Annotated in this window: 12 protein-coding genes; 3 read left to right on the top strand and 9 right to left on the bottom strand. The window is 63.0% G+C overall.

Features of this window, described 5'->3' with window-relative positions; all coding sequences use genetic code 11:
- Positions 1–76: 76 nt before the first annotated feature.
- Positions 77–1,021 (bottom strand): AraC family transcriptional regulator, encoded by a 945-nt coding sequence (locus WH265_RS03285; RefSeq protein ID WP_339557306.1) that lies wholly within the window; start codon positions 1,019–1,021, stop codon positions 77–79.
- A gap of 92 nt (positions 1,022–1,113) precedes the next feature.
- Between WH265_RS03285 and WH265_RS03280 the strand changes: the two genes are divergently transcribed.
- Positions 1,114–1,965, top strand: coding sequence for an oxidoreductase (locus WH265_RS03280; protein WP_339557305.1), 852 nt, complete (start codon positions 1,114–1,116; stop codon positions 1,963–1,965).
- A 331-nt stretch (positions 1,966–2,296) separates the two neighbouring features.
- Entirely contained in the window at positions 2,297–2,491 is a 195-nt protein-coding gene (locus WH265_RS03275; RefSeq protein ID WP_148293063.1) for a hypothetical protein, read from the top strand.
- Positions 2,492–2,652: 161 nt separating this feature from the next.
- Here WH265_RS03275 and WH265_RS03270 read toward each other — a convergent pair whose 3' ends face one another.
- Positions 2,653–3,276 (bottom strand): DUF2625 domain-containing protein, encoded by a 624-nt coding sequence (locus WH265_RS03270; protein WP_021025664.1) that lies wholly within the window; start codon positions 3,274–3,276, stop codon positions 2,653–2,655.
- Positions 3,277–3,518: 242 nt separating this feature from the next.
- On the opposite strand from WH265_RS03270, the gene WH265_RS03265 reads away from it, so the two are divergent.
- The gene (locus WH265_RS03265; RefSeq protein WP_339557304.1) at positions 3,519–5,846 is read left to right on the top strand and encodes a TonB-dependent siderophore receptor; all 2,328 of its coding nucleotides are present in this window, start codon (positions 3,519–3,521) and stop codon (positions 5,844–5,846) included.
- A gap of 138 nt (positions 5,847–5,984) precedes the next feature.
- Here the strand turns inward: WH265_RS03265 and WH265_RS03260 are convergent, their stop codons facing one another.
- From WH265_RS03260 to WH265_RS03235, 7 genes are all read right to left on the bottom strand, one after another.
- Entirely contained in the window at positions 5,985–8,657 is a 2,673-nt protein-coding gene (locus WH265_RS03260) for a PepSY domain-containing protein (protein ID WP_339557303.1), read from the bottom strand.
- Positions 8,658–8,691: 34 nt separating this feature from the next.
- Positions 8,692–10,860, bottom strand: coding sequence for a TonB-dependent siderophore receptor (locus tag WH265_RS03255; protein WP_339557302.1), 2,169 nt, complete (start codon positions 10,858–10,860; stop codon positions 8,692–8,694).
- Positions 10,861–10,951: 91 nt separating this feature from the next.
- Complete coding sequence (locus tag WH265_RS03250; RefSeq protein ID WP_339557301.1) at positions 10,952–13,090, bottom strand: TonB-dependent receptor family protein; 2,139 nt, start codon at positions 13,088–13,090, stop codon at positions 10,952–10,954.
- A gap of 441 nt (positions 13,091–13,531) precedes the next feature.
- A complete protein-coding gene (locus tag WH265_RS03245; protein WP_339557300.1) occupies positions 13,532–13,882 on the bottom strand; it encodes a hypothetical protein in 351 nt (116 codons plus the stop codon).
- 125 nt (positions 13,883–14,007) lie between these two features.
- Complete coding sequence (locus WH265_RS24210; RefSeq protein WP_445228478.1) at positions 14,008–14,313, bottom strand: HEAT repeat domain-containing protein; 306 nt, start codon at positions 14,311–14,313, stop codon at positions 14,008–14,010.
- 303 nt (positions 14,314–14,616) lie between these two features.
- Positions 14,617–14,877 (bottom strand): hypothetical protein, encoded by a 261-nt coding sequence (locus tag WH265_RS03240; RefSeq protein WP_339557299.1) that lies wholly within the window; start codon positions 14,875–14,877, stop codon positions 14,617–14,619.
- A 143-nt stretch (positions 14,878–15,020) separates the two neighbouring features.
- Positions 15,021–15,647, bottom strand: coding sequence for a hypothetical protein (locus WH265_RS03235; RefSeq protein WP_339557298.1), 627 nt, complete (start codon positions 15,645–15,647; stop codon positions 15,021–15,023).
- Positions 15,648–15,819: the final 172 nt, after the last annotated feature.

Genomic DNA, 15,819 nt, shown 5'->3' with positions numbered 1-15,819 from the left:
GCGGGGCGGGTTGAATCGAGCGGTGATTATTTTCAGGGATAGAGGTGCTGGGCTGCCACTCATCGACCAAGGGCAACTAGTGAGAAGTCACAAAAGGTCCCTCCGGCAGCGGCGGCAGCGCGAACGCATGCTTGATGCGTTCCACCTCGGCCTGCGGTGGTAGCCCGAACAGGCGCTTGAACTCCCGGCTGAACTGGGAGGGGCTCTCGTAACCTACAGCTGATGCAGCAGCGGCGGCGGTCATGCCACGCCGCATCATCAGCAGCCGCCCTTGGTGCAGGCGGATGGACTTGAGGTACTGCATCGGCGATACGCGGGTCACGGCCTTGAAGTGGTGGTGGAAAGCGGCCGCACCCAGCCCCGCTTCGTGTGCCAGCATTGCCACGGTCAGTGGACTGGCGTGCTCGCGGTGGATGCGCTGAATGGCACGGCCAATTTGCCCGAAGCGCCCTTGCGCGGCCAGCGAAGCACGCAGGGTTTCGCCTTGCTCACCCGTCAGCACGCGGAAGTAGATCTCTCGCAGGATGGAGGGGCCCAGCACCTGGGCTTCCAGCGGTTTGGACATGGCCTGTAAGAGGCGGGTGACTGCGTCGGCGAGGGCTGCATCCATCCTGGAAGACACCAGGCTGGACGGCCTGATCGAACTGATCGGCGTGGCATGGGGCAGCTGCTCGTCCACCTGGATGGCGATGTCGGCAGCCAGTTGCAAATCCAGCCGCAGGTAGATGGCCAGCAAGGGACGTTCAGCGCTGGCTTCCGTCTGCATGACAAAGGGCACGGGCACGGCTACAGCCAGCACATGCTGCTCGTCGTAGACAAACTCCTGGTCGTCCAGCCAACCGCGCTTGCGTCCCTGGCAGACGATGACGATACCCGGCTCGTACAGCACCGGCGTAACGTCCAAGGGCCGGTTGCTGCGCAACCAGCGCACGCCGGGCAGGGGGCTCAGGGTGTAACCCTCATGGAGCGCCAAGCTGGACAGCAGTGCGGCCATGCTGGGCCTCGGGGTGGAAGTCATCATGGTGTAGGAATAGGCAATGACCGGATAGCGTACGCCATTTCTGGATGCCGCGTGCTTGCCTACCATTTGGCCTCGTACCTTCAGGAGCCAGCATGCGCGATTCATCCTCTAAAACTTTCTTTATCACCGGCGTCAGCAGCGGCTTTGGGAAGGCTCTTTCCCAAGTGGCGCTGGCCGCAGGGCATCGCGTCATCGGCACCGTGCGCAGCGCCGAAGACGCACAGGCATTCCAGGCCATGCACCCCAGCCAGGCGATAGCCCGGCAGCTGGATGTGACCGACCACGCGGCAGTTGAGCGGGTGGCCCAGGACGTGGAAAAGGCAATCGGGCCGGTGGACGTCATCGTCAACAACGCCGGCTACGGCTACGAAGGCATTCTGGAAGAGAGCCCGCTGGAAGATCTGCGGCGGCAATTTGACGTCAATGTCTTTGGCGCGGTTGCGGTCATCAAGGCCTTCCTCCCTTTTATGCGGGCCCGCCGCCGTGGGCGCATTCTGAACATCACATCGATGGGCGGCTTTATCACCATGCCGGGCATTGCGTACTACTGCGGCAGCAAGTTTGCGCTGGAAGGGATCTCCGAAGCGCTGGGCAAGGAGGTTGCAGCGCTGGGCATTGACGTGACGGCCGTCGCGCCGGGCTCATTCCGGACAGACTGGGCCGGACGCTCGATGGTGCGCGCACCCCGCAGCATCAGCGACTATGACGCGCTGTTTGATCCCGTGCGAGCGCGCCGCCAAGCGGTCAGCGGAAAGCAGCTAGGCGACCCGGCCAAGGCAGCCGCTGTGATGCTGCGCATCGCCACTGCCGCCGAGCGGCCGCCCGCACATCTGCTGCTGGGCAGTGATGCGCTGGAGCTGGTGCGCGGCAAGTTGGGCGCCATGCAGGCAGGGCTGGGGCAATGGGAGGATGTCAGTTGCTCGACTGACAGTGTTGCGGGCTAGGCGCGGCCGATGGGGTTGGAGGCGGCAATGTCCGAATCCGGCTGCGTTCGCTGTGTTGACCGCAAGTGAGTACGGCTCTGGCCAACGGCCTTGCTACCGCCGTCAGATGTTTACGGCTGCCTGTTTACCGGCTCGGGATGCCGCATTCCAGTGCCTGCTCTGCTTTCGGATTGTTGCGCAAGCAAGTGATGTCGACCGGACAAATAGCAGCGATTGTCGAGCAATCAAGCTTGATATAAGTTATTGATTTAACTTATTTTTTATGTGCGTAATCGTTGCATTTTGTTTTGGGCCAGTTACCATTTCTGCTCAAGAGACTGGGGAGACAAGCATGTCAGATTCTGCTGAAGAGGATGGAACACCGGACTCCTATTTAAAGGCGTTGAAGGCGGAAGGCGCCGAGCTATTGATGCAGGCGACCCAAGACGATGCGCATGCAAGAGCACGGCTGTCGTTGATTGATGCCAAGATTGACCAGCTGACCCGCCCGATCACGAGCGGGAGCTGGGCAGAGCGCGAGGTGTGAATGCTTGCGAAGCGTTGGGGCAGGTCTGAAGCCGCTGGTTTGCTGGTGCATCCGCCATTGAGGCGTTAAGCAAAGACTCCAATTGTTGGTCAACGACCTGAGGCGGTGAGTCGCTACGGCTGAAAAAACCTCAGCTTCTGTCCCCTGATGACATTCAATCTCTAACCTATGTTCAGAGCGTATTGCTCCGCAACTGGTACCGCGCGTCTTGAACTAGTCTGTGTTGACCCTTCTTGTGTATGGAGGAAGGGATAGAAGCTGAAGCACTGGTCGCCCAGCAAATTGCGTACATCTTCCTGCCACCCATCCCAGCGCATCTGAGCGTAGAACGTGTGGAGACGTTGGGTCATCGCCCATTGTGTGAACGCTGTGTGACCAATATCCAAGCTCTCCCACTGAAGTGTGTCTGGTGCCAGATAGTGCACTACCCCTATGTCGCCGTCGAAGGCTCCCCCATTGAGTGCAAAGAAGCCACCGACGACATCATCTGCCACAAGGCAAAATCCATTCGACCGCGCCGCGTTCCACGCGGCGATATTGCGAGGTAGCCTGGTGTGCCCAGAGCCAAGCAGCCTTAGCCAGCCACCATCTATCAGGATGCCGCCCGTTCCATAGGCAATGGCACCTAGAACGGAGCGGGTCGTCACTTGTAGCTCAACGAGAACATCACCATTGTTGGCTGAAGGGGGAAGTATCTCGACGGGGAGTTCAGCCTCGCGGATCCATTGTTCGACAAGTGGAAGGGCCGGCTCTTGAGTTTCCAGCAGTTCATCGAGTGGTCGCATAAAGGCTCTTTCATTTCTGCATCTAGTTGCATTGGCTGGTTGAATTTACAGCCCCGAGTCGTCATCGTGGCATCACCTGCAACCCCGGCACCGCTTCCCCTTCAAAAATAATCCAAATTTTTTACCCAACCGACCTGAGGGTTCTGCCCGCCCGTGCGACTCCATGGGTAGTGCTGGCTATTTCCAGGCAGTTGGAGACCTTGTTTATGCGGCAGTCGCGCAGTGTTTTTGCACCCCGGGCCTTGGCCCTGTCTTTGTTCGTGGCCGGGGCCATTCCCGCTTGGGCCCAGGCCCAGGCGGAGGCCCCGGCCCAGGTGGCGATTGCGGCCCAGCCTTTGGGGCAGGCGATCCATACCCTGGCCCAGCAAACGGGGCTGCAGCTCTTGTATGCCCCGGCGGTGGTGGCGGGCAAGCAGGGGCCGGCGGTATCGGGCAGCATGGCGCCGCGCCAGGCGCTGGCGCAGTTGCTGGCGGGCAGTGGCCTGGTGGTGGTGCCCCAGGGGCGGGCCTTGGTGATCAAACCGGCTGAGGCGGCTGCGCCGCAGACCGGAGCAGAAACCACCTTGGCGCCGGTGACGGTGCAGGCCGATGCGCTGCGCGAGAGCGCCGCTGGCCCCGTGGGCGGCTTTGTGGCCCGGCGCAGCGCCACGGCCACCAAGACGGATACGCCGCTGTCGGAGACGCCCATGTCGGTGACGGTGGTGCCGCGCGAGCAGATTGTGGCCCAGGGCGCCGATTCGCTGGATCAGGCGCTGGAGTACTCGGCCGGCATCATGCCGCTGCAGGGTGGGGCGATGCGCCATGTTGGCACGGGCTTTACCGTGCGCGGCTTCAACGTGACCGGGGCGGCGCCGCTGTACCTGAATGGTGCGCGCTTTCCGATCAACTCGCTGAGCGGGGCGGTGGAGCCCTATGCCTATGAGCGGGTGGAGGTGCTCAAAGGCCCGGCCTCGATTTTGTACGGACAGGCGGCGCCGGGCGGCGTCTTCAACCTGGTGAGCAAGCGCCCCACCGATGAGCCGCTGCGCGAGGTGGAGCTGCAGCTGGGCAGCTGGAACAAAAAGCAGATCGCCGCTGATGTGAGCGACAAGCTGACCGAGGACGGCCGCATGCGCTACCGGCTGACCGCGCTGGCGCGCGATGCGGACGGCATGATCGACGAGATGCGCAATGACCGCCTGTCGCTGTCGGCCGCCATTGACTGGAAGCTGACCCCCGACACTGACCTGACGCTGCTGGCCAATCTGAACAAGAGCCGCGCCAACTACGACGTGGGCAAGCCGCTGGATGGCAGCCTGCTGCCCAACCCCTATGGGCGCATTGGGCGCAGCACGTTTTTGGGCGAGCCGGGTTTTGACCACTTTGATGTGAAAGGTGCGACCTTGGGCTATCTGCTGGAGCAGCGGCTGAATACGCAATGGCGCTTCAAGCAGAACCTGCTGGCCTATGACCACAAAGCCGACAACGCCTATGCCGGCGTGCAGGCCCGGGTGGACGCGGCCAACCCCCGCATGGTGGGCCGCTATGGCCTGACGCGGCTGGACAAGGACCGGGGCTGGGGCGTGGACAACCAGCTGATCGGCCAGCTGGCCCATGGCCGTTTTGAGCACACCTTGCTGTTGGGCCTGGACTGGGCGCAGACCCGTTTTGCGCGCAAGCAGGAGTTTGGCAGCATGCCGGCCATCGATGTGTTCAACCCCGTCTATGGCGCGCAGCCCAGCTTGAATGCGCCGGTCCATTCAAAGGAGGCCATGCGCCAGGTGGGGGTCTATGTGCAGGACCAGATCAAGTACGACCAGCGCTGGGTGCTGATGGTGGGTGGGCGCTATGACCGGGCGCGCTCGGAGCTGATCTCGGACGATGTGGTCGAAAACTCGCATGCCTTCACGCCGCGCGTAGGGCTCATGTATTTGATGGACAACGGCCTGTCGCCGTACTACAGCTACAGCCGCTCGTTCCAGCCTTCGTCGGGCATGGATTTCAGTGGCCGTACCTTCAAGCCCACCACCGGCAAGCAGCATGAGATTGGGCTGAAGTACGAGCCCCGGGGCATGGATGCCTCGATCACCTTGGCGGCCTATGAGATCAAGCAGCAGAACGTGCTGACCAGCGACCCCGACCATGTGGGCTTTTTGCAGCAAACGGGCGAGGTGCGGTCACGCGGCCTGGAGCTGGAGGGCCGCGCCCAGATCAAGCGCCAATGGGATGTGGTGGTGGCCCTGTCGACCACCGATGCCAAGGTGACGCGCAGCACCACCGGCAACCAGGGCACCACGCCGGTCTCGGTGCCACGCAACATGGCATCGCTGTGGACGGACTACCGCGTCGATGCGCTGCCGGGCCTGAGCCTGGGCGCCGGTGTGCGCCATGTGGGTTGGCAAGAGATAGACCGCATGCGCATGCCCACCTATACCTTGCTGGATGCCGCTGTGCGCTACCAGTACCAGCAGTGGCAGTTTGCGCTCAACGTGAAGAACCTGGCCAACAAGACCTATCTGTCGGCCTGCACCGGCGTGTGCCTGTACGGCGATGCGCGCAATGTGACGTTGACGGCGCGGGTGAATTGGTAAGAGGGAGGAGGGCAGCGGCGCGGGCATGGCGCTGCTGCTGCCGATTGCTGCTGCTCCAGCCCAAAGACAAAAGGCGTGGACCCGAGGGTGCCACGCCTTTTTTATCGCTGCTTCAGCCCATGCGCTGCAGCACCGGCCTCAGTACACATCCCGCCGGTACCGGCCCTCGTCGATCAAGGCGTTCAGCCCTTCTTCGCCGAGCAGCTCGGTCAGCGCCTGGTCCACGCCGGTGGCCATGCCGTCATAGCTACCGCAGACGTAGATGACGGCGCCCCGGGCCAGCCAAGCCTGGAGGGGCTCGGCGGCGGCGCGCAGAGCATCTTGCACATAGCGGTGCGGGCCTTGGCCGGGCGCCTGGTGGCTGGCATCACGGGCGTCGCGCGAGTAGGCGTAGTCGGCGCGCTCGATCTGGCCATGGGCCTGCCAGACGCAGACCTCGTCTTCGGCATAGGAGTCGTGGGCGCGGCGGCGTTCGCCAAAGATCAGCCAGTTGTCGAACTGGCCCTGGGCGATGCGGTGGCGCAGGTGGCCGCGCAGGCCGGCATAGCCCGAGCCATTGCCCATAAAGATGGCAGGCCGCGCATCGCCGACCAGCGGCGCAAAGCCGGGGTTGTCGACCAGGCGCAGCGCAATGCGGCTGCCCAGCGCTGCATGCGCCGTGAGCCAGCCCGAGGCCAGGCCCAGCTGCGGGGCGGCGCCTGGCTGCTCGCGCAGGGTTTGGCGCACATAGAGGCGAATGCGGCCATCGGCCGGCAAGGAGGCCAGTGAGTAGCTGCGCGGGGCCAGCGGATGCAGCTGGTCGGCGACGGCCTGGGCCGATGTGGCAGGGGCTGCGAGCGTGGGCAGCTCGGAGGCGCTGAGCGCATCGCGCAGGCTGCAGGCGCTGCCGCGCCACTGCACGGCGGCGTTGCCATCGAGCTGCTGCGCCTGCAGCCAGGCATCGACCTGGGCGGGCGCATGAGCGGCCTTGACCTCGACCAGGCCACCGGCCTGCCATTGCAGCGCTTGCTCAGGCGCAAAGCCCAGCTCCACCTGGTAGAGCGGCTGGCCGCTGCTGCCGGGGTTGAGGTGGTGGCGGCTGATCAGCTGCGCGGGCGCAAAGACGGCGTCGGGCGCATCGGAATCGGCCACGCTGGCAGCGGCAGTGTCTGCCGCAGTGGCCGGGGGGGCGTTCACGCCCCAGTGCGCAGCCAGCGCCTGCAGCCAGGCTTGCCAGGCGCTGTCGTCTTCGGCATCCATGGTGATGGGCGCAAACACGGGCTGGGCGCCCAGGCGCTCCAGCTGTGCAGCCAGTGCCAGGCCAAAGCCGCAGAACTGGCTGTACTGGCGGTCACCCAGCGCCAGCATGCCAAAGCGCTGGTGGGCCAGCGGCGTGCCTTGCGTCTGCTGCAGCAGGCGCGCCAGGCGCCGGGCGCTGTCGGGCGGCTGGCCTTCGCCAAAGGTGCTGGCCACCCACAGCAGCTGCCTATGCGGCTGCAGCTGGGCCATGTCCAGGTTGGCGGCGGGCAGCAGCTGTGCGGCCAGGCCCGCGCTGCGCAGGCGCGCCACGGTGCGCACCGCCAGTTGCTGGGCATGGCCCGCCTGGCTGGCGTAGACCACGGCAATGCTGGCGCCCGTGTTGGCACCGGTGGCGGGGCTTGGCTGCGGACCATCGCCCGCCAGCAGCGCACGCTGGGCCTTGGCGGCGGCGCGGGATGTGCGGCGCCGCTCCAGGTAGAGCAGCCAGCCGGTAATCGCAAACAGCGGCATCATCAGCGCCGCCACGGTGACGATGATGCGGCCCGTCAGCCCAAAATAGGTGCCGGTGTGCAGCGGGTAGATGGCAGCCAGCGCGCGGCGGCCGGCGGGCAGATCGGCAAAGCGGTCGTCGCGCTGCACGCTGCCATCGAGGCTCAGGCTGAGCTGGTTGCGCGCGCGGTCATGCGGGGCACCGGCGCCCCACCAGCTGAACTGCACGGGCTGGTCGGCGCGCTGGGGCAGGCGCATTTGCGCAAACTGCCAGCCACTGGCCAGCTGCGTAAAGCCTTGCCAGGCCGGCTCCAGCGTGGCGGGCTCGATCTGCAGCGGCGGCGCCTTGCGGGCGGCCTCTTGCGCGGCCGATTGCTCGGCGCGGGCCGCTGCGCGGGAGGGCGCGCCCATCCAGCGGTCCACCGGCGCACGCACCGCATCAAAGGCCCAGTACATGCCGGTCAGGGTCAGCATCACATAGACGACCAGCACCCAGGTGCCGGCCACCGAGTGCAGGCCCCACAAAAACGGCCTGCCCTTGCGCCGTACATTGAAGGTGAGCCAGCTGCGCCAGGACAGCGGTTTGGCCGGCCAGCGCAGGTACAGGCCCGAGAGCGACAGCAGCAGCAGGCACAGCGAGAGGTTGCCGGTTATCGGCTTGCCATCGTCGCGCGGCAGCAGCAGCCAGCGGTGCAGGCGCTCGTTCCATTCAAAAAACTCGCGGCCGCTTTGCGCCGGCAGTTGGGCGCCGGTGTAGGGGTGGAGGTAGAAGCTCTGGCCCCGGCGCTCACCCTTCTCCGGTGCAAAGGCGAGCTGGGCGCTGCGCCCGGGCTCGGCGTACAAGGTGATGCGGTCGATACGGCGCTGCTCACCGCTGGCCCGCACTGCCGCCAGCAACTGGGGCGGCGTCAGCGCCGGGCTTTGCTGCACCGGCACGCTGGCGGTCCCCGGGTTGGCCCAGTCCAGCACTTCGTCCTGGAAAGAATAGGTGGCGCCGGTGAGGCCAATGACGATCAGCACCGTGCCTGCGGTGATGCCGATCAGCCAATGGATCTGGAACCAGATATTTTTAAAACTCCACATGCTTGTCTTTGTTGTCTGTTGCTTAGGCCGATGTTTAGAAATCTATGACCGCGCGCAGCACGGCCTGGCGGCGCTCGCCCAGCGACACATAGATGGGGCTGCCCGAGGAGCTCACATAGTTCTTGTCGAACAGGTTCTTGACGTTGAGCTGCAGCTTGACCATGCGGCCGCTCCAGGGGCGCTCCCAGCTGACAAAGCTGTCGGCCACGGTGTAGCCGGCGTTGTTGAAGCTGTTGGCGGCATCGCCCGCGCGGCGGCCCACATGGCGCAGGCCGGCGCCGGCACGCCAGCGGCCACTGTTGCTGGCTGCAAAATCATAGGCGGCAAAGAGCGAGGCGGTGTGGCGCGCCACATTGGCCAGGCGGTTGTCCTGGTATTGCGGGTCGTCGGTGACGGCAGCATCGGTGTAGGCATAGGTGCCAATCAGCTGCCACTGCTTGCCCAGGCGGCCAGCGGCATCCAGCTCCAGGCCGCGCGAGCGGGCACCGCCTACGGCGCGGGCATAGCTTTGGCCGTCGATGGTCTCGTTCACCACCACATTGCGCTTGCGGATGTCGTAGAGCGCAGCGGTGGCAGTGATGCCGGCCGGTGACTCCCACTTGGTGCCCAACTCCCAGGCCTTGGCGGTCTCGGGCGGCAGGGTGCCGATGACGCTGCCAATGCTGCTTTGCGGCTTGAAGGATTCGCTGTAGCTGCCGTAGATGGACCATTCGGTACTGGGCTGCCAGACCAGGCCTGCGCGCGGCACGAACTTGCTGCCGTCCGCCTCGCTGCCCACCACAAAGGGCCGGCCCTTGCCCGCGATCTGGTCGTAGTGCTGCCAGCGCCCGGCCAGCTGCAGCAGCCACTGGGGCGAGAGGCGGATCGAATCCTGCGCAAACAGCGCCTGCTGGCGGATCTTGTCGCTCTGCGCGCTTTGGGCCTCGTCGATCGTGGTGGCGTTGGGCAGGTTGCCATAGACCGGGTCGTAGACATTGAAGCCGCCGCTGTTGCTGCCCCGGATGATGTCGCGGCGGAAGATATTGCTGTCTTCGGCGTCCAGGCCGGCCAGGATCTCGTGCGTCATGCCGCCCGCCTGCAGCTTGCCTTCCAGGTTGATCTGGCCCACATGCTGCTGGCTCAATGCGCCGCGCGTGCCATCGGGCCGGCGCGTGAGGATGCCGGTCGTGGGGTTGAGCGACACTGGCCGGGCCTGGTAGTCGTCATAGCGGTTGCGGTTGTAGCTGTAGGCGGCGTTGAGCTTCCACTGCGAATTGAGGCTGTGCTGGGCCTGCACGGTGAAAAAATCCGAATCGCCCAGGGTGCGGTTGTAGGCCTCGTCCAAGCGCTCGCGGCGGTCGATGGCCACCGGGCGGCCGGTGCGGCTGTCGATCACGGTGCCGCGGTCAAAGGGCTGCTCGTAGTCGGTGTGCTCATAAGACATGCGCACATAGGTGTCGCGCCCATACCAGGCCAGCGACGGGGCGATCACGGTCTGGCGGTTCTTGCCAAAGTTGCGCCAGTAGTCGACATCGCTGGTGTCGGCGATGAAGCGGTAGGCCAGGCCTTGCTCGCCGATGGGGCCGGTCAGATCGAGCGAGGCACCGCCGCCGCCGTAGCTGGACAGCGAGGCGCCCACCTGGCCGGCAAAGCTGAGCTGGGGCTTTTTGGTGACCATGTTGATCACGCCGCCCGGGTCCATCGTGCCGTAGAGCACCGAGCTGGGACCCTTGAGCACTTCGACCCGCTCGGTCGTGAAGGTGAGGTTGCGCGCCAGAACGGTGCGGATGCCATCGCGCAGGATGGAGCCATCGCGGTTAAAGCCAAAGCCGCGCTTGATCACCGCATCCTGCGTGCCGCCCAAGGTATTGGCCTGGGTGATGCCGCTGACGTTGTAGAGCGCCTCGTCGATGGAACGCACCTGCTGGTCCTGCAGCACCTGGGCGGGCACCACGGCAATGGCCTGGGGCACATCGCGCAGGGCCGCATCGCTGCGGGTGGCGGTGGTGGCGCGCTTGGGCTGGTAGCCGACTTCCTGCGCCTTTTCTTGCACGATGACCTGGGGCAGCACGGCCTCGGTGGCCGGGGCGGTGGTGGCGCTGGTGGCCGTATCCGGCACGTTTTGTGCCACGGCGGGCCAGGCGGCAATCGCCAGCGCGATGCTGCTCAGGCAGGTCAGCGGGTGGAAGGCGGCGGAGCGGGCGGTGGTGCGAGAAGGGGTCATCAGAGGGTCACAAAACAGGCGAAGCCATCGGCAAAAAAGACCCGCATCAGGTGTTGCGGGTCTTGTTTTACGAAGGCGGGTAATAGGTGGATCAGAACGCGTAGCGGCCCTGGACGTAGAAGGTGCGCGGTGCGCCGACCATGCGGCCGGGGTTGCCATCGACATTGCGGGTGTAGTAGCGGTGGTCGGCGATGTTGTTCACGCCGACCATGATTTCGCTGCCCTTGTACTGCGGCACTTTCCAGCTGACCTGGGCGTTCCACAGGCGAAAGCCGGGGATGCGGCCCACATTGGCATTGGCCGATTCGGCCTCGGTGTTGGCCAGGTCCGAGTACTGCTTGCTCTGGTGCGTGCTTGACAGGTTGAAGCCCCAGGCATCGCGCTCATAGCGCACGCCGACGGTGTCGGTGTTGCGGGAGTAGAAAGGCACATCGAGACCGGCGGTGGTGCCCGATTTCTGGATCGCCTTGGTGTAGGTGTAGTTGCCATACACCGTGGTGCCGGCGAGGGCGCTGGCCTTGTCAAAGCTGTATTCCAGCGCCAGCTCCAGGCCCTGGTGCTTGGTGGCGCCGATATTGGCAAAGGTGACGGGCACGACGCCGGGCGTCTGCAGGATCTGGTTGTCAAAGCGCAGGTCAAACACGGTGGCCTCGGCGCGCCACTGCTTGTCTTGCCAGCGGGCGCCGAGCTCCTTGGTCTTGGCCACTTCGGGGCGCAGTGGGTTGGCCGCCGTTTGCGAGTTCAGCTGGATGTTCTGCACCGGGCCGAACGAGGTGGTGTAGTTGGCAAACAGCGTGAGGGCGGGGTTGACCAGGTAGGACACGCTGACCGAGGGCAGCCACTTGTTGTTGCGCGTGTCAAAGCTTTGCGCGCCGCTCCGGTCATCGCGCTCCGATTTGATGTGCTCAAAGCGCACGCCCGGGGTAATGCGCCAGGCGCCGATGGCGATGCGGTCGTCGATATAGCCGGCATGGGCATCGGTGGCATTGTCGAACGAGGTGGTGGCGCCCATCACATTGGTGGACAGGTTCAGCAGGCTGCTGTTGTCGTCGCCGCGCTCGCGGATGTAGCGGTAGCCCACGGTCACATCATGCGTGCTGCTGCCCAGCGCAAAACGCTGGGTGTAGCGGGGCTCGATGCCCAAGGTCTGGTAGTTGCGCGGCTGGTAGTTGATCTGGGTCTGCGCGGCATTGATCAGGCGGCTGGAGCGCGCGCTGTCGTTGTAGTAGGCACGGATCTCGAACTCTTGCGTGTCCGACAAGGTGTTGATATAGCCCAGGTCCAGGCCCTTGCGCTCGCCGTCCCAGCTATCTGTGGGGCGCGTGTTCTGGAAAGGGTTGGCGTTGTACTGGGCGACCGTCAGGCCCCCGGGCGTGTTGGAGCGCACATCGTAGTAAGACAGCTTGCCGTAGACCTCAGACGTGCCCGACAGCGCATAGCGGAACTTCAGCGCCACGTCGTTCAAACGCTCATCGCTGTCCTTGCGCCATTCGGAGCCCGTCATGCCCGAGTACAGCAGCGCCCAGCCCAGGCCGTTGTCCAGCTGCGAGCCCAGGAAGGTGCTGTAGAGCGTGTTGTTCTCTCCGCCCTTGCCAAAACCGTTGTAGCGCAGGGTCACGTCGCCGGTGATGTCCTTGCTGGTGGGGATGGCGCGGGTGTTGAAGTTGATGATGCCGCCGACGTTTTGCGGGCCATAGCGCACCGCGCCGCCGCTGCGCACCACATCGATGGATTCGATATTGGCCAGGCTCACCGGGGCAAACGACAGCTGAGGCTGGCCGTAGGGCGCCACAGCCAGCGGCACGCCATCGAGCAGCACGGTCGAGCGAGGCGAGTAGCGGCCGGTCAAACCGCGCACGCCGATGTTGAGCGACACCGCGCTGCCTGCCGTGCCGGAGTTGTCGCTGCTTTGCACGCCGGGAATGCGGCGCATCACATCGCCAATGCTGGAGGCGCCGCTGTTCTCGATCACGTCCTTGTCGACGATGGTGCGTGCCCCCGCAAAGGTTTTGAGCTGGTTTTGCAAGCCGCTGCCCAGCAGATCGCCGGAGACCTGGATGGTCTCCAGGGTGCTTTCTGTGACCGGCTCGTCATCGGCAGCAGGTGCTGCCGCCGTCTGGGCCAGCGCGCTGGCCGCTGGTGCCAGGCTGATCAGGACGGCTGCTGTTATCTGGCTCAGGGCCGGGCGGGCGCCCGATGGCTTGCGCGAAGTGCGGGTGGATGCGGACATGGTGAAGGCAGCAAAAAACGAGGCGGGCACAGCACAACGGCGCCAGTCATGGGCGCCGCAGCGTGCTTGGCCAGGGGATGAGTGTTAGGAATGAGAACGAATTGTATTTAAAACCCATGCGGCTCCCACAGCTATCGCAGCGCTTGCGGCCTAAAAAGCGGTGATCCAGTGTGAATACCTACTTGTGGGGCGTGTATGTATGTTGCTTTGGGGCAACTACGCGAGACATCTCCCTACTCGTAGCAGGGTGCCGGGCAGGGCGGCAACGGACTGGTCGATGTCAGCTTGCGTAAAAGATCCTATCCACCTGGCCAGCTGGCCGAGCTCGTTCCGATGGCGGCTTGCGACCCATTGCAGTCAATACGTTCGCTGTGAAGCTGACATTCAGAAGGAAGCGGCGTGTGCGCGCCAGCAGGGGCAACACATCTTGGGCGTCGAGCCTTAACCAAGAATGTGAAGGCTATTGGCCCCGTGGAAGATTGCTTCAAGCGCTGCTCGAACCGACACGTATTGGCTCGCAGGAAACTCGACCACATACTCCCGATGACCATCTAGAGCAGTAGCCGCAGCTTCGCTGAGCGTTGCACGGAAGGACTGTGAGTGAAGCTCTACCGCTATCACGCCTCCCCGATGACTTAGCTGGTCCTTTACCATGACCTCGGGGTCAGCGAACTCGCTGATGCGGCTAATTGAAAACCAATAGCCGCTTGTGAAATCGCGCACGGATACGTGCGACATATCGTCATATTCTGGGTCTGTAACCAATGCACTGACGGTTCCAACCAACAGCATCTATCTCACCTTTGAATGTCGGCTCATGGCCGAATTGAGGCATCGTACCAGCAGCTCCAAGTGGCGCCGCATGACTGTTGCTGCTCGACCCCAAGCAGTCGTTGGCCGCACGCAGGAGCGGACGCTCAGGGCCGTATGAAAGGCATCGGCCAGTTGTCCAAGCCTTCTCTTCCGTATTCGCGCAAATGCGAGTCCGAATGCTGAGCTAGGTACTCCAGTACCTCCCGAGATTCCGGCGTCCCAATTCGAGCAAGGGCGTACGCGCACTTGCGCTGGAACTCATGAAGGTTCTGCCATCGAACCATGTACGGAAAAGTTGTCTCGGCGGCTTTCGCAATCGCTGGAATAGCGGCAGGGTCCCCGAAAATCCCAAGGTCAAAAACGATGTCTTCATGACGCTCGTGGCCATCAAGGCCCAAGAGTTGAATCATCAGGGGCACCCGGGATCTATTGTCCTCCGCGAGAGCGTCCAACGATGTGCAGAGCACGGTGGCATCTAAAGAGCTACTCATTGTGTGTACCCGAATGTCTGGTTGTGGCAGTTTGCAGCCTGATGTTGATTTCCTTGACCTCCAGTGTAGGCGGGAAAAAGAAACATGCGGGTGTCGAGTCAGGCTCGATGGTGCCGGTTTGCGATTGTGTGCACACTGCCGGTTTAGGACAACCCTGTACAAACCTCAGTGTGTCAACCCAGAACAAGGCTTTGTCAATTTAAAACTGGCGTTCTTCAACCCTCAGCCCCAGAACTGCCCATGCAACAGCTTCAGCCGGGACTCCAGCGTTTCTGGGTCGTGCTGCATGTGCAGGACTGGCGTGGTGCCAATGCTCACATGCTCAAACCAGATGTGGAAGGCTCGAGCTTTCGGCAGCAGCTGCGCCGTATCCCTAATCGCTCCAGCGATCGAGCTGGCGTTGCTCAACGCTCCCATAAATTGATCAAAGTTCGTCTGGCGCTGGCTCCATGCATCTTGATAGCGGTTGATGAAGTCCCCCAACGGATCACCAGGGCCCATCGCATCTAACAGCCACTGTCCCAACGCACTACCAAACGCAACGGTGGAGTCCAGCCGCAGTGTGCGAGCCTCGTACCGCACTGTCGGTTTGCGCTTAAAGGTAAAGGATGACTTTTGTTTCGCAGCTACTTGATCACGCCACCAATATCATCCAAAGCCTGCAGCAGCTCTTCTTCTGTAATGGCGTAACGCTTGATGAAGTCTTTACATAGACCCGTTAATGCTGTTGTCGCAGGGTGATCTCCCTGGATCAAGCCAAGATACTGGGCAAATTGCCCCGGCCAGACTCGGTCAAGCTTGGATGCTGCCAAATCGTTTTCGCGAGGCACAACAAACTGCGGCCAAGGTGCAAACTTCTGACGCTGAATGTCCACACCGAAGAAACGGCAAAGGTCAAGCGTGGACTGCGTGAAGTCGCAATCGATCACGTCCCCTAACTCGTCCATTTGTTTGGTCAAGGGGTTGGGGGCGGGCCAGCGACCAAAGTCCACACCATCAAACTTGCCCTTGAACGTGCAGTTGATGTAGTCACAACTGACAAGCCTAGCGTTCTTGAGCTTGCGATTGAACTCCAAGGTGCAATTGAATAGCTTGGAGTGCCTGATACCAATCACATTGTCTTTGGTATCAACAATGATGTGGCAGTTCTCTAGTATGCATTTGAATAAAACGTCTGCGCCTTCGTCGCCGAGCAATATCGTTTCACCCACCAAGTGACGCTCATCAATACGATGGCCTTTTTGAATATCCATAGTTCAATTACCTTGTGTGGTACAACACGTACGGCATGGTTTCTGTGGGATAGCGCCAAGCATGTGTCGCCATCGCGTCTTGAGAGTTTGGCGTTGATAAGGAAGATGCATTGGTATCATGCTTTCTGCGACTAAGCTATTAGTAACTTCAGCCCCGCTTGACGAGCGACTG

It is taken from the genome of Comamonas sp. MYb396, assembly GCF_037479555.1.
Taxonomy (GTDB): domain Bacteria; phylum Pseudomonadota; class Gammaproteobacteria; order Burkholderiales; family Burkholderiaceae_C; genus Comamonas.
The sequence above is the reverse complement of the archived record's forward strand: the minus strand, read 5'-3'. Positions and strand labels throughout refer to the sequence as shown.